Genomic DNA, 19,041 nt, shown 5'->3' with positions numbered 1-19,041 from the left:
AGTGGCTTCAACTTTACCGTCTGCCGCCTGCCGCCACCGCGGCATGGCTCAGCGGCGGACGATGGGGTTGGACAGACGTCCAATCCCCTCAATCTCTACCTCAATGCGGTCACCCGGGCTCACCAGGCCCACCCCGGCAGGTGTCCCCGTCATGATGACGTCGCCGGGCAGGAGGGTGAACGCCTGGGAGACAACGGACACGAGCTCGCGTACTCCCCTGATCATCTGGCTGGTGCTGCCGTCCTGCCGGAGCTCTCCATTGAGCCTGGCCTGGATCTGCACGTCCTCCGGATCCAGGTCCGTCTCGATCCACGGGCCCAGCGGCGCGGAGGTGTCAAAGCCTTTGGCGCGCGTCCACTGGAGGTCGCTTTTTTGGACATCCCTCGCAGTAAGGTCGTTGCCGCAGGTGTAGCCGAAGATGACGTCGTCCACGCGGTCCTCCGGCACGTCCTTGCAGATCCGGCCGATCACCACGCACAGCTCGGCTTCGAAGGAAACTTCCTCGGAGAACTCGGGCAGCACCACAGGATCGTTGGGGCCAACGACGGCGGTGTTCGGCTTCAGGAACAGGAGCGGCTGGGCGGGAACTTCGTTGCCGAGTTCATGCGCGTGCTCTACGAAGTTGCGCCCCACGCCGACCACCTTGCTGCGGGGAATGATGGGCGCGAGCAGCCGGACGTCGTCCAGCTGGTGCCGGACGGAGGTGCGCTCCACCCCGTTGAAGAAAGGGTCTCCATGGATAACAGTGATGACCTCACTGCCCGTGTCACCTTCGACAACGCCGTAGAGGGGATCAGAATCAACGACAAACCTGGCAATACGCATGGCTCCTACCCTACCGTCTCGCCGGTTGCCGGCCGGGCGGCACTACTGCCGTGCTGCTTCGCCGCGCAGGTAGTCAAGCTGGGCAGCAACAGACGTTTCAGCGGCCCGCCTGACGGAAGGGTCGACGTCGGCATAAACGGCGTCGGTGACGTCCCGGACGGGCGCGTCCCGGCCCAGCCGGTCCAAGGCAGCGCGGATCTGGGACAGCCGTTCCAGCCGGTGGCTGCGGTAGGCCCGGACGATGTCCACAAGCGACGGCAATACCGGCCCGTGGGCGGGAAGGACTGCTGCCGGGCCCAGTGCTTCCAGCCTGTCCAGGGATGCAAGGTAGTCCGCGAGGGTCCCGTCCGGGTGGTCAAGAATGGTGGTGCCGCGGCCAAGGATCGTGTCCCCGGTCAGCACCGAACCCTGTGGGCCGTCGCCGGGAAGGTGGAAGCATACGGAGTCCGACGTGTGGCCGGGCGTGGCAACAACCCTGATCTCCAGCCCGGCCGCGGAAACTACCTCGCCGTCCTGCAGTCCGGTCCCGCCTCCGTGGCAGTGGACGGGATCGGCGGCCCGGACAGGAGCCCCGGTCAGCTGGTGCAGGCGGGCTGCACCGGCAGTATGGTCGGCGTGCCGGTGGGTGATAAGGATGAGCTCCAGCGGACCGGTGCCGGCAAGCGCCTGGAGGTGCGCCTCGTCCAGGGGCCCCGGGTCAACCACGACGGCGGCTGGATCATTCCCGGCCCGCAACACGTAGGAGTTGGTCCCCTCCAGGCTCATGGGCCCGGGATTCGGGGCAAGGATGAACTGCGTCAGGGCTGAACTGCGCTGGAGGACGGGGCCGGAAGCTGGAGTCACCACCCCATCTTCGCAGTCCGGCGGAATAAGCGAGACCCGGCGGCGGGTTGTGGCATACGGATCCCGAACTTCCTACCGGAAAGCACGCCATCATGAGCACCGCACCAACACCCGTCCTGTCAGAGCTCCTCGCCGGTGCTGCCGCGGCCGGAAACGACCATGCTGGAACCGAGAAGAGCACCGGCCTCCGGCACATCCATAACCACGCCACCGGCGCCGTGGTGTGGTTCCCCACCTGGCAGGCATTCCGCCGGACAGAAGACTGGACCAAGGCAGTGGCCGAACAGGAAGCCGTGCTGGCCAGGTCCACCGAGGACGGTACCTCCCTTGCAGAAGCGGCCGCAGGACACCTCGAGCAGCAACTGAAGAACCTGCTCGAGCGGGCTGCCGTCTCCTCCGACCCGAACACGTTTGTGGAAGCCAGCTTGGTGCCCCACCTGACCGAAACGTGGGCAGTAGCGGATGCCGTAGCCCGGACCGCCGGCGAACAGCTTCCGGACGGCACTCCGCCGGCCGGGTTTGCCGACTATCCCTACGAGTTGTACACCCAGGACGGCGGGGTTTTCGCCACCACACTGTGGAACGACCTCCTTGATGCCCGGCGCAGGCGGGCCCTGGAAGAAGAAGCGGCCAGGAAGGCCCTGAAGCCTGTTTCCCGCAAGGCACTAAAGAACGCCGCCAGAAAGGCTGCCCGGCGCTGACCGGGCTGTAGTCGGGGTTTGCTTCCTCCGCACGCCCCCGCAAAAACGGCGCCTGCCGGAACCAAAGCCCGGCAGGCGCCGTCGTAAATCATTGAATCTGTGCCGCTATGCCAGCCGGGTGAGCCAACCGTGAGTATCCGGGACGGCGCCGGTCTGGATGCCGAGCAGCTGTTCACGGATGGCCATGGTGGTCTCCCCTGCCGTGGCATCCTCGGAACCGATTAATTCCGTGGCGTCCTTCAGGACGCCGATCGGGGTGATGACAGCAGCCGTGCCGCACGCGAAGACCTCTGCGATCTCGCCGGAGGCTACGCCGTCGCGCCATTCCTCAAGGGTGATCTTCCGCTCCGTGACGTCGCGGCCCATGTCCCTGGCCACCTGGATGACGGACATGCGGGTGACGCCTTCCAGGATGGTGCCGGTCAGCGCGGGGGTCACCAGCGAGCCGTCCTTCATCACGAAGAACACGTTCATGCCGCCCAGTTCCTCGACGGCGTCATCGTTGAAGTGGTCTAGGAACAGGACCTGCTTGCAGCCGTTGGCTTCGGCCTCCTGCTGGGCAATGAGCGAGGCAGCGTAGTTGCCGCCGCACTTGGCATCACCGGTTCCGCCGCGGCCGGCGCGGGCGTATTCGCGGGAGATCCAGATGGATACCGGCTTCAGCTCGCCGCCGAAGTAGTTGCCGGCCGGCGAAGCGATCACCCGGAAGGAGACTTCGCGGGCTGCGCGGACGCCGAGGAAGGCTTCGGTGGCGATCATAAACGGGCGCAGGTACAGCGCTTCGCCGTCACCGCTGGGTACCCACTCCTTGTCAGCTGCGACCAGTTCGCGGATGGCGCCAAGGAAGTATTCGGCCGGCAGTTCCGGCAGGGCGAGCCGGCGGGCGGACTTGTTCAGGCGGGCCGCGTTGGCTTCCGGCCGGAAGGTCCAAATGGATCCGTCCGCGTGGCGGTAGGCCTTGAGCCCCTCGAAGATCTCCTGGCCGTAGTGGAAAACAGCGGCCGAGGGATCAAGGACGATGGGTCCGTAGCCTTCAATCCGGGCATTGTGCCAGCCGCCGTTGCCGTTCTCGTCCACACGGTAGTCGACGATGGCGGTGTGGTCGGTGAAGAAGTTGCCGAATCCCGGGTTCGCCAGGATGGCTGCACGCTCTTGGGCAGATTTCGGGTTGGCCGAAGGCTGCTGGGTGAATTCGACGCCGTGGGCAGTCTGAGTCATGGTTCCTCCACGATCGGCCGCCTTTGATTCAGCGTTGAACGGCAAGGCGGCATTTGGTGATTCGAGACAAGCTTACGCCCGTTGCCGGTACGCCCCCGGCGGGCTAGAGGCCGGCGGCGATGGCGTCGCCCACCTCGCTGGTGGAGCGTGCACCGCCGTCGCGCTTTTCGACGTCGGCAACTACTGCCTCTTCGATCCTGCGGGCCGCCGTGGTGTAGCCAAGGTGGTCCAGCAGGAGCGCCGCCGACAGGATGGCGGCAGTGGGGTCGGCCTTGCCCTGTCCGGCGATGTCCGGGGCGGAACCGTGGACCGGCTCGAACATCGATGGCGCCGTCCGGTCCATGTTGATGTTGCCCGAGGCTGCCAGACCGATGCCGCCGGTGATGGCTGCGGCGAGGTCGGTGAGGATGTCACCGAAGAGGTTGTCGGTGACAATCACATCAAAGCGGGACGGGTCGGTGACCATAAAGATCGTGGCTGCGTCCACGTGCAGGTAGTCGTGCGTGACGTCCGGGAACTCCTGTGCGACGGCCTCCACCGTGCGCTTCCACAAATGCCCTGCGTAGACCAGAACGTTGTGTTTGTGGACCAGAGTGACGTGCTTGCGCTCCCTGGCGCTGGCCCGGCGGAAGGCATCGCGGACCACGCGCTCCACCCCGTGGGCGGTATTCAGCGATACTTCGGTGGCCACTTCGTGCGGAGTGCCGGCCCGGAGGGTTCCGCCGTTGCCTACGTAGGGGCCTTCGGTTCCTTCGCGCACCACAATGAAGTCGATGGTGCCGGGGTTGGCCAGCGGGCTCCCCACCGTTCCGTAGAGACGTGAAGGCCGCAGGTTGACGTAGTGGTCCAGGCTGAAGCGCAGCTTGAGCAGCATCTCGCGCTCGATGATGCCGGACGGGATGCGGGTGTCGCCGGGTGCCGCGCCCACGGCGCCGAACAGGATGGCGTCCCGGGTGCGAAGATCTTCCAGAACGCGGTCCGGCAGGGTTTCACCGGTGGCCAGCCAATGCTCCGCGCCGAGCTTGTAGTGGGTCTGCTGGAGCTCTACGCCCTCGGCGGCCACCGCCTTCTCGAGCACCTTCAGTGCCTCCGCAATGACCTCGGGGCCAATGCCGTCGCCAGGGATAACTGCAAGATCGATGGAGGATGCGCTCATGGTTTCAGGGTAGCCAAGTGATCCATATGCTGGTCAAGCCGTCTCACTATCCGAACACCATCCATGCGGTCACTCGGTTGCCGGCTCCTCATACTTCGGGAATACCGGCGCCGGGGCGGGCAGTTCCGTGCCGGCGGCGATAGGGGTGCCGATGGCGGAGAACTGGCGGGCCTCCCCGTCCGGCTGGCCCAGGGTGTCCAGGAGCGCGGCAGTGGCGACCGGCATCACGGGCTGGGTGAGGATGGCCACGATGCGCAGGACTTCCAGCGTCACGTACAGCACGGTGTTCATGCGTTCGACGTCAGTTTTCCGCAGCACCCAGGGGGCCTGCTCCGCGAAGTAGGCATTGGTGTCACCCAGGACGCCCCAGATTGCTTCGAGGGCACGGCTGAATTCCTGCTTTTCAAATGCTGCCCGTGCAGCCTCAAGGAGGCCGGCGGCCTGGGCAAGGATGGCGGTGTCTTCGGCGGTGAACGCTCCGGGGACCGGTACCCGGCCGGCGCAGTTCTTCGCCACCATCGACAGTGAACGCTGGGCCAGGTTTCCGAAGTTGTTGGCGAGGTCGGCGTTCATCCGGCCAACAATCGCCTCATGGTTGTAGCTGCCGTCAGCCCCGAACGGCACCTCCCGCAGGAAGAAGAACCGCACCTGGTCAAGGCCATACTGGGCCACGAAGTCGGCCGGGGCCACCACGTTGCCCAATGACTTGGACATCTTCACACCGTTGTTGTTCAGGAAGCCGTGGATCATGACCCGTTTGGGCAGTCCCAGGCCCGCGCTCATGAGGAAGGCCGGCCAGTAGATGGCGTGGAAGCGTGAAATGTCCTTGCCGATGATGTGAACATCGGCCGGCCAGAACTTCCGGAACTTCTCCGAATCGACGTCCGGGTAGCCCACGCCGGTGAGGTAGTTGGTGAGGGCATCCACCCACACATACATGACGTGCTTGTCGTTGCCCGGGACCGGGACGCCCCAGTCAAAGGTGGTGCGGCTGATGGACAGGTCCTCCAGGCCGCGCTTGACGAAGCTGATGACCTCGTTGAAGCGGTATTGCGGCGCACCGAACTCAGGCTGTGCCTCGTAAAGCGCCAGGAGCTTGTCCTGGTAGGCGGACAGCCGGAAGAAGTAGCTCTCCTCAGCCGTCCAGGTGACCTCGGTGTCCGTCTCTTTCGAGTAGCGCACGCCGTCGTCCTTGACCACGGTGTCATCCTCGCCGTAGAACGCCTCGTCCCGGACGGAGTACCAGCCCTCGTATTTAGAAAGGTAGATGTCCCCGTTGGCCTCCATCTTTTTCCAGATGGCCTGCGAGGCGGTGTAGTGGTCCTGGTCCGTGGTGCGGATGAAGCGGTCGTAGGTGATCCCCAGCGCTGCATGGGCGGCCTTGTACACCTCCGCGTTCCGGTCCACCAGCTCCTTGGGCGTGATGCCTTCCTTTTCCGCGGTCTGGGCGATCTTCATCCCGTGCTCGTCAGTGCCGGTCAGGAACATCACGTCATAGCCATCCAGCCGCTTGAAACGCGCCATGGCGTCAGTGGCTATGTACTCGTAGGCGTGGCCGATGTGGGGCACGCCGTTGGGGTAGGTGATGGCCGTGGTGATGTAGAACGGCGTTTTCTCTGAAGCAGTCACGGGTGGACGTTACCTTCGGTGCGGAGGGACAGGCTAGATCAGTTCAGTCAGGGTATCGCTGAGCCGGACAAGTTCGTGGTCGTGCGAGGCAACCAGCACCGCGATGCCATCGGACGTGGTGTCCTTCAGGATGCTGATGATGCGGTTGGCGGAGGCCCGGTCCAGGCTGGCCGTGGGTTCGTCCACCACCAGGACCCGGGTGCCCAGGATCAGCGCCCGGGCGATCGCGACGCGCTGGCGTTCGCCGCCGGAAAGCTGGGCGGGGCGGTGCCGCATGCGGCGGCCCAGGCCCACCAGGTCCAGGAGGTCCTTGGCCATGTCGCGGCGCTGGTCCACTTCGCCGTCAGGAACGGCCGGCAACAGCACGTTCTCCAAGGCGCTCATGCCGTCGATCAGGGCCCCGCCCTGGTCCACGTACCCGATCAGGGCACGACGGCGGTCGGCAATTTCGTCGTCGCCCATGCTTTCGAGGGAATCGCCTTCCCAAAAGACACGGCCCGACGTCGGCAGGGTCAGTCCCGCGCTCACCGTCAGGATGCTGGTCTTGCCGGAGCCGCTTCGGCCGGCGACGCAGTGCATCTCACCCGCGTGCAGCGTCAGGTCGAAGCCTTCCACCACGCTGACGGGTTCCGCGCCGCCTTTGCCGCCGCCGTAGCGGATGGTGATATCGCTCAGTTCCAGCGGGGTGCCGTGGTCAGCGGCTTTGACGATGGTGTTGGCGCGCGTCTGCAGGGGGACGTCGCCGGAGCCGGACCGGCGGCTCCGCTGGACATTCGTCTGGTTTGTCATTGGACCACTTTCGTTGCAATCGGTATCCAGCAAAGTACAGCCACGAGCCCGGCCACGCCGGCCCAGAGGGCCGCGTAGGGGGCCAGCAGCAGGCCGATGCCGAGGGCGCCCAGCACGCCCAGCGGCAGGGCCACGGTTCCCACCAGCGCATTCTCGAACAACCGGACCTGGCGGAGCATGTCCGGGTTCCAGCCCATGGCTTCGAGGATGCCAAGGTACTGGCGCTTGGCATTGAGTTCAAAGCGGCCGGTGACCAGGGTGAGCACCAGCCCCACCACCACCCCGGCGAGGGCCAGGAGGATGCTTGGCAGCGTGACGCTGGCAGCGGCGAGGCCGCTCAGTGCGCTGGCGCCGGCCGCCCGCGGGATGTCGATCAGCAGAGCGATCAGTCCGCCCACGGCCGCGCCGAAGACGCCCACGGCAACAGCAAGGGACAAGGTGTTGAACTTGTTGGTGCCCAGCTGCCGGTTGGCGAAGGTCAGCGGCGAGTCCACCGGGATGAGCCTTTCGTCGTGCTGCGGTTCCTGGTCAATGACATCGCGGTGGCGCAGCTGCTGGGCGGCAAAGAAAGCCGCGGCGGCGTACAGCACCAGGACCGAAACGGACACCAGGGCGGTGGCCAGGCTCCAGCTGACCAGGCTCAGGACGAGGCCGGCCACGGCGAGCAGGACCGCGCCCACCCCGAATTCCTCCAGGACCCAACTGCGGATCCGGCGCTGGGTCCAGCCCATCGCACGGAGCGTTCCGGCTTCCGACCGGCGCTTGCGGATGTAGCTGACGGTGGAGGCACCGGTCAGGAGGGCGGCCCCGCACAGCGTGAGGAAGAGCAGGGTGATGTTGGTGCCCGAGAGGGACCCGGTGACGGCGTCGGCAGCGTTCTGCCGAACCCAGGACTGCTGGACGGTGCCCAAGGCAGACTCCTTCCCGGCGTCGTCCTTGGAATAACCGGGAACGAAGATGCTGGCGTCTTCACGCGCGGAGCCGGCAACGATAGTGGCCTCCAGTCCCATGCCGCGGATCTCGGCGGCGAGCTTCTCCACTTCCGGCTGGGCTTCCTTCCAGCTGCCGGGGGCGTCGGCGCGGACCCGGATGGCATCAATGACGGCGGCGTTTTGGGTATACCCGCGGGCAGCGGCAAGGCCGTAGTAGTCGGTGATGGCGCCGGCGGACTGGCTGGCGAGCCCGGTGGCGCTCAGGGAAGGCTTGAGCGCGGTGGCTGCCACGTCCTTGCCCTCGGCATCCTTGACCAGGCTGAAGGGAGAGGGGTCGTAGCCGCCCAGCGGAAGCCTGTTGACGTCACCGGCGGCCTTGGCCACGGCGGAGGGGTCGAAGGTGCCGTAGACCATGGCCAGCGGAGCTGAGACTTTTTTCCCGCCGGTTTCCAGGTTCTCGCGGTAGGACCGCTCGTCCACGGGTTCGCGCTGGGTCTGGTCCACGGGGGCGCCGTTGGCGCTCTTTTCAGGCAGCCGGTTCACAGTGACCCACTCGCCGGGCACGGCCGTCTTGTCCACGGCGCCGTTGGCCGCGGTTTTGCCGTCCGTGTACTGCGGAGCCGCAGCAAAATCGGTGCTCCATGTGGCGGGCGTGTAGAGGCCCTGGTTGAAGTTGCCGTTGGCACCGAGGAGGGATGTGTGGTCCGTGGATCCGGGCCAGGAAAGGACGAACGGGTCCTTCGAGACGAACGGCAGGTAGTCCTGGCCCAAGGACCGGGACACTGTTCCGACGTCCTTGACTACCTTGCCGGAGCCGTCGATTTCCTCGATCTTGACGTTGTACTTCAGGTCCAGGGACGTGCCCGAGCGAACCACCAGGGGTATGGCCTGGGAGTCGGCGGTCAGCTGGCCGGTGCGCTTGGCCTGCTGGTACTGGGTCATCAGCGGCGCCCAGTACTTGAGCTTCACGCCCAGGAAGTCAGGTCCTTCGGCCAGCTGGTCCAGCCCGATGCCGTTGGTGAAAAGGCCTTCCAGGTACCGGCCCACGGCGCCGGCGTTGCGGGCGTCGGCAGGCGGAGCCTTTTCCAGCGGGGCCAGGAAGTCCCCGGCGGATCCCAGCAGGGCCCGTTCGGAGGCAGGGTCGACGGCGACCACTGACTCGGTCACTTCGGGCGCGAGAGGCAAGGATACGGAGAGGTTGAAGAGGTTGTGCTCGGAGCCGCCGGCCGGGGCCGCGAACTTGATGCCGGTTTCGCCTTCGGGGGCGGCGATGCGGATGCTGCTCCCCCCGGCGGCCTTTTCCTCCACGAGTTTGGCCTTGCCCAGGGTGCCTTCGGCGGTGGACTTGAAGAGTGTCTGCTCGGAAACGCCGTCCGAACTTACCGCGCTGGCCGTCAGGCGGTACTTCTTCGCCTGGTCACTCAACACGGACTCTGCCGCGGGCCACTGGGCCGGGGCGGTGGCACCTGCGGCCTGGTCCGCCGTCGCGGTCCCTGCCAGCCCGGCGTTGTAGCCCAGGTAATCCATGGCATCCAGCCGCGGGGCCTCAAGGTTCTGCGTCACGCGGGACACCAGGCTGATGGGCGCTGCCACGGACGTGCCGGACAGCTTCCGGATGGCCTCCAGCTGGTCGAAGCTGATGCCGCCAGTGCCGTTGGCGATCTCAGGCTGCAGCATCGCACCCGAAGGCGCCTTGGCCTGGACCAGGATGTCGTAGAGTCCCCGCGAATTTTCATTCACGGTCCGGCTGAGCGCCGCCTGCGACTGGCTTTGGACGAGGACCGACAAGCACATGGCTGCGATCAGGATGGCCGCGGTCAACAGCAGCACCCTGCTTCTGATGAACCTCTGGACGGCGTTCATTGAACTCCCTGGAACCTGGATTGCGTGCGCACATCCGAGTCCGCGGGCGGCGGACGTGGACGATCACGGACGGATGTGCAAAAGGTATTGGCCGGCCTGCCGGCACGGTCCTGAAGCAGGACCCAGCCATTTTAAGCAGACCGGCCAATCATACGTGGCCTCGCCCGGACGCGCCGAGCGGAGGCCGACGCTACGGCGTTTCCCCCAACCTGGATTAGTCCTCCAGGTCCACTTCCCGGACCATCTCGGCGCCGATGCCTGCCTTGATGGCATCCAGGACCTGCTGGGGTACCGAGCTGTCGATGGTCAGCAGCGCGAGGACCTGGCCGCCCTGGTCGTGGCGTGCCACCTGCATGCCGGCGATGTTGATGTTGTTCATGCCCAGGATGTGGCCGATGGTCCCGATCACGCCGGGACGGTCGGTGTAGGCAACCACAACGAGGTGCTCGCTGATGGGGATTTCGACTTCGAAACCGTTGATGCCAACCAGCTTCTCGATCTGCTTGGGTCCGGTCAGGGTGCCGGCCACCGAGATCTGGCTGCCGTCGCTGAGTGCTCCGCGCAGGGTCAGGACGTTGCGGTAGGACTCCGTCTCCGGCGTGGTGATCAGCCGGACGTTGATGCCGCGCTGTTCAGCGATGACAGGTGCGTTGACGTAGGAAACCTGTTCGGTCACTACGTCGGCGAAGATGCCCTTCAGTGCGGCCAGTTCCAGGACCTTGACGTCCAGTGAGGAAATCTCGCCAGCCACCTCCACGTCGAACTGCGTCAGGGAGTCGTGGGTGAGCGCGGTGAAGATCCGGCCCAGCTTCTCTATCAGCGGGATGCCCGGGCGGACGTCCGGGGCGATGACGCCTCCGGCGACGTTGACGGCGTCGGGAACCAGCTCCCCTGCCAGGGCGAGGCGGACGGACTTGGCTACCGAGACGCCGGCCTTTTCCTGGGCTTCGTCCGTGGAGGCGCCGAGGTGCGGGGTGACCACCACGTTGTCCAGCTTGAAGAACGGAAGGTCGGTGCTGGGCTCCTTGGCGAAGACGTCCACGCCGGCGCCGGCGATTTCGCGGTCCTGCAGGGCAGTGAAGAGGGCTTCCTCGTCCACCAGCCCGCCGCGGGCAACGTTCACCACGTAGGCGGTGTTCTTCATCTTCTTGAAGGCGTCAGCGCCGAGCATCCCCACGGTTTCGGGCGTCTTGGGCATGTGGATGGTGATGAAGTCGGACTGGGCCAGGAGCTCATCCAGGGTGACCAGCTGCACGCCGAGCTGTGCTGCCCGGGCGGAGGTGATGTAGGGGTCGTAGGCAAGGATCTTGGTGTCGAAGCCCTTCAGGCGGGCTGCCACCAGGGAGCCGATGCGGCCGAGGCCGATGATGCCGATCTTCTTTTCGAACAGCTCGATGCCCGTGTACTTTGAGCGCTTCCACTCGCCGTCCTTGAGTGCGGCGCTGGCCTGCGGGATGTGCCGGGCCAGGCTAAGGATGTGCCCCACGGTGAGTTCAGCCGCGGAGACGATGTTGGACGTGGGGGCGTTGACCACCATCACGCCGGCCTGGGTGGCAGCCTTGATGTCCACGTTGTCCAGGCCCACGCCGGCGCGGGCGATGACCTTCAGGTTCTTTGCTGCGGCGATGGCCTCGGCATCCACCTGGGTGGCGGAACGGACCAGGATGGCATCAACGTCGCTGATGGCAGAGAGCAGCTGGGAGCGGTCAGCGCCGTCGGTCTGGCGGATCTCGAAGTCCGGGCCGAGGGCCTCGATGGTGGCGGGGGAAAGTTCTTCGGCGAGCAGTACTACGGGTTTTGACACGGCTGATCCTCTGCGTTGCAGTCCTGGGGATGGAACAAGTCTAGGCCGACGGAAAGGCCGGGCTCACATTGTTAAGTGTGAACCCGGCCTTACGGCTGCCTTTTATGGCGGCGCTCAGGGGCGACCTTTAGCGGGCGGCTGAACCTTCAACGTAGTCCACGTCCTGCTGCTGCCAGGAGAACAGGGAGCGCAGCTCGCGGCCAACGGCCTCGATGGGGTGCTGCTCGGCCTTGGCGCGCAGTTCCTTGAACTCCACGGCGCCGTTGTCCTGGTCTTCGATGAAGCGCTTGGCGAAGGCACCGGACTGGATGTCCGCGAGGACGGCCTGCATGTTTTCCTTCACCGCGGGGGTGATGACGCGCGGGCCGGAGACGTAGTCGCCGTATTCGGCGGTGTCGGAAACGCTCCAGCGCTGCTTGGCGATGCCGCCCTCCCACATGAGGTCCACGATGAGCTTGAGCTCGTGGAGTACCTCGAAGTAGGCGATCTGCGGCTGGTAGCCGGCTTCGGTCAGGGTTTCGAAGCCGTACTGGACCAGCTGGGACACGCCGCCGCAGAGGACAGCCTGCTCGCCGAAGAGGTCAGTTTCGGTCTCTTCGGTGAAGGTGGTCTTGATGACGCCGGCGCGGGTGCCGCCGATGGCCTTGGCGTAGGACTTGGCCAGGTCCCAGGCGGAGCCGGAGGCGTCCTGTTCGACGGCGATGATGTCCGGGATGCCGCGGCCGGCCTCGAACTCGCGTCGTACGGTGTGGCCGGGGGCCTTCGGGGCGACGAGGATGACGTCAACGCCCTCCGGTGCCTGGATGTAGCCGAAGCGGATGTTGAAGCCGTGGGCGAAGGCAAGGGCCTTGCCCGGGGTCAGCTTGTCCTTGATGGAGTCGTTGTAGATCGAGCGCTGGTGCTGGTCCGGTGCCAGGATCATGATGACGTCGGCCCATTCGGCGGCGTCGGCGACGTTCTTGACCGTGAAGCCTGCGTCTGCAGCCTTCGGGGCGGACGTGGAGCCGTCCTTCAGTGCGATAACAACCTCGACGCCGGAATCGCGCAGGTTCAGCGCGTGGGCGTGGCCCTGGGAGCCGTAGCCAACAATGGCTACCTTGCGGCCCTGGATGATCGACAGGTCGGCGTCGTCGTCGTAAAACATTTCAGTCACTTGCGTAACTCCTCTTGAGTGGATTGTAGATAGGTGTTTCGGTGGTGCGGTTACGGGCATCGCGCTCTGCCGGGGCAGGCCCGGGCAACTTGCTATGCGGAGCGCAACGCCCTGTCACTCATGGAGCGGGATCCCCGTCCAACGGCCAGGGTGCCGGACTGCACGATTTCGCGGATGCCGAAGGGCTCCAGCACTGAGAGCAGTGCGGTGAGCTTTTCGGGATGGCCGGTTGCTTCAATGACGACAGAGTCGGTGGAGACGTCCACCACTGAAGCGCGGAACAGGTCTGCGGCCTGGGTCACCTGCAGACGAGTAGCGGCATCCGCACGTACCTTGACCAGGATGTGGTCACGCTGTACGGAAGATTCGGAGGTCAGCTCAACGATTTTGATGACGTTGATCAGTTTGTTGAGCTGCTTGGTGACCTGTTCGATGAGGTCGCCATCGGCGTCGACCACCACGGTCATCCGGGAGATGCCCGGAACCTCGGTGGGGCCAACGGCCAGGGAGTTGATGTTGAAGGCCCGGCGGGCGAAGAGGCTGGCAACCCGGGTCAGGACGCCCGGCTTGTCTTCAACCAGGACGGACAGTGTGTGGCGGGTCATGGTCAGTCCTCTTCTTCCCATTCCGGGGTCATGTTGCGGGCAACCTGGATCTGGTCGTTGCTCACGCCGGCGGGCACCATAGGCCACACCATGGAGTTGGGGCTTACCACGAAGTCAATGACCACGGGGCGGTCGTTGATTTCGAGGGCCTTTTGGATGGTGGCGTCGATATCCTCGTCGCGTTCACAGCGGAACGAGGCGCAGCCGTAGGCCTCCCCCAGCTTGACGAAGTCCGGGATGCGGACGGTGTCGTGGCCGGTGTTGAGGTCGGTGTTCGAGTAACGGCCCTCGTAGAAGAGGGTCTGCCACTGGCGCACCATTCCCAAGGAGGAGTTGTTGATGACGGCAACCTTGATGGGAATGTTGTTAATGGCGCAGGTGGCCAGTTCCTGGTTGGTCATCTGGAAGCAGCCGTCGCCGTCGATGGCCCAGACCACCCGGTCCGGCTCCCCTACCTTGGCGCCCATGGCAGCCGGAACGGCGTACCCCATGGTGCCGGCGCCGCCCGAGTTCAGCCAGGCGTGCGGGCGTTCGTACTTGATGAACTGTGCCGCCCACATCTGGTGCTGGCCGACGCCCGCCACGTAGACGCCTTCCGGTCCGGTCAGCGCGCCGATGCGCTCGATGACTTTCTGCGGGGCAGTCAGTCCGTCTTCCGGCTCGGTCCAGCCCAGCGGGTAGGTTTCCTTCAGGTTGTTCAGGAAGGCCCACCAGGTGGTCAGGTCCGGCGTGCCCGATGCCTGGAACTGGGTGCGGACCGCTTCGGTCAGTTCCGGGATGATCTCCTTGACCGAGCCCACGATCGGCACGTCCGCGGTGCGGTTCTTGGAGATTTCGGCGGGGTCGATGTCCGCGTGGATGACCTTGGCGTTGGGCGCAAACGTCTTCAGCACGCCGGTGACGCGGTCATCGAACCGGGCGCCCAGCGTGATCAGGAGGTCGGACTGCTGCAGGGCGGTCACCGCAGAAACCGTGCCATGCATGCCGGGCATGCCCACGTGCTGCGGGTGGGAGTCCGGGAAAACGCCCTTTGCCATCAGGGTCGTGACCACGGGAGCACCCGTGGCCTCGGCCAGGGCCAGCAACTCTGCGGAAGCATGTGCCTTGACCACGCCCCCGCCAACATACAGGACGGGTTTGCTGGCTGCTGCGATCAGCTTGGCAGCTTCGCGGACCTGCTTGTTGTGCCCCCGGGTGACGGGACGGTAGCCGGGGAGGTCCACCCGCGGCGGCCACGAGAAGGTCATCTGGCCAACCTGGGCGTCCTTGGCAACGTCCACCAGGACGGGGCCGGGACGTCCGGTGGATGCCAGGTGGAAGGCCTCGGCCATCACATGCGGGATGTCGTTGGGGTCGGTCACCAGGAAGGAGTGCTTGGTGATGGGCATGGTGATGCCCACAATGTCGGCTTCCTGGAAGGCGTCGGTGCCGATCACGCCGCTGGACACCTGGCCGGTGATGGCTACGAGCGGCACGGAGTCCATGTGGGCATCCATGATGGCGGTAACGAGGTTGGTGGCGCCGGGGCCTGAGGTGGCGATACATACGCCCACCCGCCCGGTCACCATGGCGTAGCCTTGCGCGGCGTGGCCGGCTCCCTGTTCGTGACGGACCAGGACGTGATTCATGCTGGAGGCCATCAAGGGGTCGTAGGTGGGCAGGATCGCGCCACCGGGCAAACCGAAAATATCGTCCACGCCGAGTTCTTCGAGCGAGCGGACAATAGCTTGCGAGCCGGTCATCACCGTAGGGGGTACAACGTTGTTCGGCCCGAGGACAGGAGAGGCGGCAGCAAGGTCGGCGACGACGACGGCGTGGTCAGCCGTGCGGTCGGCGCGTTCCGGAGCCTTGGGGGCTCCAGCGGACTTAGTAGCCATCAGCGAGGGGCTGATCGGCGATCCTTTGCTCATCGGACTCTTCCTTGTGGATCATCTGTGGTTCGTGGAAACTGCGGGAAATAAAAAAACCCCTCAGCCTGGCGGCTCTTCGAGGGGTTTGCGCGTGACGGTTCGTTACCAGTGGAGGCTAATGTGTCACGCGCTTGGTAAGGACGACGACGATGCCGGTAACGAAAGTCATGCGTTCAGTTTTCCCTCTGGTGGGATAGGTGTCAACGAGGTGCCACCCGATCTCACCATGTGGACTCCGTTGTCCACGGGATGATCCTTCCCCGGCCCTCCGGCGCAAGCGCCGTCTGCCCGGGGCCCCTCGGATCGCCCCTAATTAAGCCCTGCCGCCTCAGCGGGCAGGTCCCGGGAGAAGGCCCGGGGTACTCATATCAGCCTGTCCAGGCACCTTGGCTAGCGCTGTGTACCAGCTTGGCGTACTTGGCGAGGACACCCTTGGTGTACCTTGCCGGGAGCGGCTGCCAGCCCACCTTGCGGGCTTCGAGCTCAGCTTCGTCCACGAGGAGGTCGAAGCTGCGCGCCGCGATGTCCACCCTGATCCGGTCACCGTCCTGAACGAAGGCTATGGGGCCGCCGTCCACCGCTTCCGGCGCGACGTGCCCGATGCACAGGCCGGTGGTGCCGCCGGAGAACCGGCCGTCGGTGAGTAGCAGGACGTCCTTGCCCAGGCCGGCACCTTTGATGGCGCCGGTGATCGCAAGCATTTCACGCATGCCTGGACCGCCCTTGGGGCCTTCATACCGGATCACCACAACGTCGCCGGCGTGGATCTGGCCGTTATCCAGCGCATCAAGGGCGCCCTTTTCGCGTTCGAAGACACGTGCTGTGCCTTCGAAGACGTCGGCGTCAAAGCCTGCGCTTTTCACCACTGCGCCTTCAGGGGCCATGCTGCCGTGAAGGATGGTGATGCCGCCGGTCTTGTGGATCGGGTTGTCCAGGGCGCGCAGTATCTTGCCGTCAACGTCCGGCGGGTTGATCGCTTCGAGGTTTTCGGCCACGGTCTTGCCGGTGACGGTGAGGCAGTCACCGTGGAGCAGGCCGGCGTCGAGCAGTGCCTTCATGATCACCGGCACGCCGCCGATCTTGTCCACATCAGTCATGACGTAACGGCCGAAAGGCTTGAGGTCACCCAGGTGCGGGATCTTGTCGCCAATGCGGTTGAAGTCGTCAAGGGTCAGCTCCACCTCGGCCTCCCGGGCGATTGCCAGTAGGTGCAGGACGGCGTTGGTGGAACCGCCGAAGGCCATGGTGACCGCGATGGCGTTCTCGAAGGCCTTCCTGGTCATGATGTCGCGCGCGGTGATGCCTTGGCGGAGGAGGTTGACCACTGCTTCGCCGGACTTGCGGGCGAATTCATCACGACGGCGGTCTGCCGAGGGCGGGGCGGCGGAGCCGGGCAGGGACATGCCGAGGGCCTCACCGATGCAGGCCATGGTATTGGCCGTGTACATGCCGCCGCAGGCGCCTTCGCCCGGGCAGATGGCCTTTTCGATGCGGGTCAGGTCTTCCATGCTCATCTTGCCTGCGGCGCAGGCGCCAACAGCCTCGAAGGCGTCGATGAGGGTGACTTCCTTTTCGGAGCCGTCCTCGAGCTTTACCCAGCCGGGCATGATGGAGCCGGCGTAGAGGAAGACACTGGACAGGTCCAGGCGGGCTGCTGCCATGAGCATGCCCGGGAGGGACTTGTCACAGCCTGCGAGCAGGACGGATCCGTCGATGCGCTCCGCCTGCATCACGGTCTCCACGGAGTCAGCGATAACTTCGCGTGAGACCAATGAGAAGTGCATGCCTTCGTGGCCCATGGAGATTCCGTCCGAGACGGAGATGGTGCCGAACTGCATGGGGAATCCGCCACCTGCGTGGACGCCTTCTTTGGCACCCTGGGCGAGCCGGTTGAGGGAGAGGTTGCAGGGCGTGATTTCGTTCCAGGAACTGGCGACACCCACCTGGGGCTTTGCGAAGTCGTCATCGCCCATGCCGACGGCGCGGAACATCCCCCGGGCTGGGGCGGCGTGGATGCCGTCGGTTACTACCCGGCTCCGCGGCTTGATGTCAGGCTTGGTGTCGGTTGTGATCAGGGTGTCCTCACTCATAGGGGAAAGTCTATGGCTCCGCGGAACGGCGCAGGGACAGACTGGAGCCGCTTAAGCACAAAACCGGGAAAATTTCTGACCAGATGGTGGAATGCGATCTCAAATACTGAGATCTCGGTCATGTGATCCCAGCTCCTTGTGGCCTCGGTCACCCGCCGCTGCGGGGGAAGGCCTCCGCCGGGAATCCCCCACGCGCTCCGGTCCCTGGCCAATCCAACTGCCCGCTAAGGCCAAGGAGTTCCGGCAGGTCAAAGGCTGGACAGCACTGTGGACCCGACGTAGCGTCGGGGCAAAGGACCTTGCCAATTGACTGAAGGGCTTGCCATGGATGTTGTCTTTTGGATCATTCTGCTCGTGGTGCTCGCGGCTGCTGTGTGGTGGTTGCTGAACCGCAGGAATTCCGCTTCCCGTTCCGGGGAGGCCGAACGCCGCGCCGACCGGGATGCCCGCGCTGACGGTGCACTTTCCGGCGGGAGTGCCGCAGCCTCCGCCGAAGCTGCGGGAACCTCCGGCATTGCCAGCGCGGCAGGATTCGGCCGCCCGGCAGAACCGGCAGCTCCCGCGACCGCAGAGGAGCCGGGCGAGTCTGCATCCGTGTCGGATGCCGCTCCGGACAGCGGAACAGGATCCTCCGCAGCCGGCACTGAGGCCGCCGCGGAAAGTTCGCGAGGTTCTTCCCCTGAAGAGCGCCGGGCCCAGGATGCGGCTGAATGGGAAACGCAGTGGTCTGAGGCGTCAGGCCCAGCCCCTACCCGCGAAGGCTCGGCCCCCGAAACTGTTGGACACCGGCAAAGCTCGGCCCAGCGGGAAGGAGCAGAGCACCAGGAGACGGGAGCGCCTGCAGGTCCCCTTCCGCCCGCCCTGAACGGGTCCGCGGAGAACGGGTCCGGGCAGGCCCCCGCCGAAACCATTGATGACAGCGCCGGCACCTTCCGGCCGGTACACCATCCGGAGTTCACCGCACCGCAGGCCCCCACGCTCCCCGGCGCCGAAACAGCCGCCGTCGAAGAGCCCGAAGAACCTGGTAGCGAACCCTCAACCGCAGCGCGCCAGCAGTCCACGGCCGGCTCCGAGGGGGCCCAAGCCGGCAGGGCAACAAGCTCTTCCGCGGCGGGTATCAGCCTCAGCGACGCCGCAGCAACGGAAACACGGGACCGGGCGGAATCATCCGCGCTGGTGGAAACCGGCGCGGACCACGCACAGTCCGGGGGTATGTCTTCGACAGGGACGGAACCAGCCGGGCACTTGGCGGCCGAGGAACCCTATGGCATGGGTTCAGCATCGGCTGCTGGTGACGGCACCGGACCGGCAGAGTACACCGTCAAGGGCGACGCCGGCTCAATGGTGTATTACGAGGAGGGACACCCCGAGTATGAGCAGACCAGGGCGGACGTGTGGTTCGAGTCGGCTGCGCATGCCGAAGCTGCGGGGTTCCGGGCGCCGCGGCGCAGGCGGATGTAGCACCGCGTCCGCGCGGGGGCCGCGCCGGGTGGCCCCCGTGGCTGCCGCTGCCGTCTGCCTTG

Annotated in this window: 14 protein-coding genes; 2 read left to right on the top strand and 12 right to left on the bottom strand. The window is 65.5% G+C overall.

Going from position 1 to position 19,041, the window contains the following annotated elements; all coding sequences use genetic code 11:
• Nucleotides 1-48: 48 nt before the first annotated feature.
• On the bottom strand, nt 49-825 hold the full coding sequence (locus tag AC5RVY_RS16240) for a fumarylacetoacetate hydrolase family protein (protein ID WP_493955735.1): 777 nt from the start codon (nt 823-825) through the stop codon (nt 49-51).
• Between the two features lie 42 nt (nt 826-867).
• A complete protein-coding gene (locus AC5RVY_RS16235) occupies nt 868-1,668 on the bottom strand; it encodes an MBL fold metallo-hydrolase (RefSeq protein ID WP_493955734.1) in 801 nt (266 codons plus the stop codon).
• A 92-nt stretch (nt 1,669-1,760) separates the two neighbouring features.
• On the opposite strand from AC5RVY_RS16235, the gene AC5RVY_RS16230 reads away from it, so the two are divergent.
• Nucleotides 1,761-2,369: a hypothetical protein gene (locus AC5RVY_RS16230; RefSeq protein ID WP_493955733.1), complete on the top strand. Its 609-nt coding sequence runs from the start codon at nt 1,761-1,763 to the stop codon at nt 2,367-2,369.
• Nucleotides 2,370-2,474: 105 nt separating this feature from the next.
• Here the strand turns inward: AC5RVY_RS16230 and AC5RVY_RS16225 are convergent, their stop codons facing one another.
• From AC5RVY_RS16225 to ilvD, 10 genes are all read right to left on the bottom strand, one after another.
• Nucleotides 2,475-3,587: a branched-chain amino acid aminotransferase gene (locus AC5RVY_RS16225; RefSeq protein WP_493955732.1), complete on the bottom strand. Its 1,113-nt coding sequence runs from the start codon at nt 3,585-3,587 to the stop codon at nt 2,475-2,477.
• A 103-nt stretch (nt 3,588-3,690) separates the two neighbouring features.
• Nucleotides 3,691-4,743 carry a 3-isopropylmalate dehydrogenase gene (locus AC5RVY_RS16220; RefSeq protein WP_493955731.1) on the bottom strand — a complete coding sequence of 351 codons (1,053 nt, stop codon included), beginning with the start codon at nt 4,741-4,743 and terminating at the stop codon, nt 3,691-3,693.
• A gap of 69 nt (nt 4,744-4,812) precedes the next feature.
• Nucleotides 4,813-6,372, bottom strand: coding sequence for a methionine--tRNA ligase (gene metG / locus AC5RVY_RS16215; RefSeq protein ID WP_493955730.1), 1,560 nt, complete (start codon nt 6,370-6,372; stop codon nt 4,813-4,815).
• A 33-nt stretch (nt 6,373-6,405) separates the two neighbouring features.
• Nucleotides 6,406-7,161, bottom strand: a complete 756-nt coding sequence (locus AC5RVY_RS16210) for an ABC transporter ATP-binding protein (RefSeq protein WP_493955729.1) — start codon at nt 7,159-7,161, stop codon at nt 6,406-6,408.
• The gene (locus tag AC5RVY_RS16205; protein ID WP_493955728.1) at nt 7,158-9,956 is read right to left on the bottom strand and encodes an ABC transporter permease; all 2,799 of its coding nucleotides are present in this window, start codon (nt 9,954-9,956) and stop codon (nt 7,158-7,160) included. The genes AC5RVY_RS16210 and AC5RVY_RS16205 overlap by 4 nt, the downstream gene beginning before the upstream one ends.
• A 214-nt stretch (nt 9,957-10,170) precedes the next feature.
• Nucleotides 10,171-11,760, bottom strand: a complete 1,590-nt coding sequence (gene serA, locus AC5RVY_RS16200; protein WP_493955727.1) for a phosphoglycerate dehydrogenase — start codon at nt 11,758-11,760, stop codon at nt 10,171-10,173.
• 127 nt (nt 11,761-11,887) lie between these two features.
• A complete protein-coding gene (ilvC, locus tag AC5RVY_RS16195) occupies nt 11,888-12,913 on the bottom strand; it encodes a ketol-acid reductoisomerase (RefSeq protein ID WP_493955726.1) in 1,026 nt (341 codons plus the stop codon).
• A 92-nt stretch (nt 12,914-13,005) separates the two neighbouring features.
• Nucleotides 13,006-13,518 (bottom strand): acetolactate synthase small subunit, encoded by a 513-nt coding sequence (ilvN, locus tag AC5RVY_RS16190; protein ID WP_493955725.1) that lies wholly within the window; start codon nt 13,516-13,518, stop codon nt 13,006-13,008.
• A gap of 2 nt (nt 13,519-13,520) precedes the next feature.
• Entirely contained in the window at nt 13,521-15,428 is a 1,908-nt protein-coding gene (locus AC5RVY_RS16185) for an acetolactate synthase large subunit (protein ID WP_493955724.1), read from the bottom strand.
• A 368-nt stretch (nt 15,429-15,796) separates the two neighbouring features.
• Nucleotides 15,797-17,518, bottom strand: a complete 1,722-nt coding sequence (gene ilvD, locus AC5RVY_RS16180) for a dihydroxy-acid dehydratase (protein WP_493955723.1) — start codon at nt 17,516-17,518, stop codon at nt 15,797-15,799.
• A gap of 306 nt (nt 17,519-17,824) precedes the next feature.
• On the opposite strand from ilvD, the gene AC5RVY_RS16175 reads away from it, so the two are divergent.
• On the top strand, nt 17,825-18,979 hold the full coding sequence (locus tag AC5RVY_RS16175) for a sunset domain-containing protein (RefSeq protein WP_493955722.1): 1,155 nt from the start codon (nt 17,825-17,827) through the stop codon (nt 18,977-18,979).
• Nucleotides 18,980-19,041 lie beyond the last annotated feature (62 nt).

Source organism: Arthrobacter sp. Ha26 (genome assembly GCF_059091705.1).
This window is presented reverse-complemented; position numbering and strand designations above follow the sequence as displayed.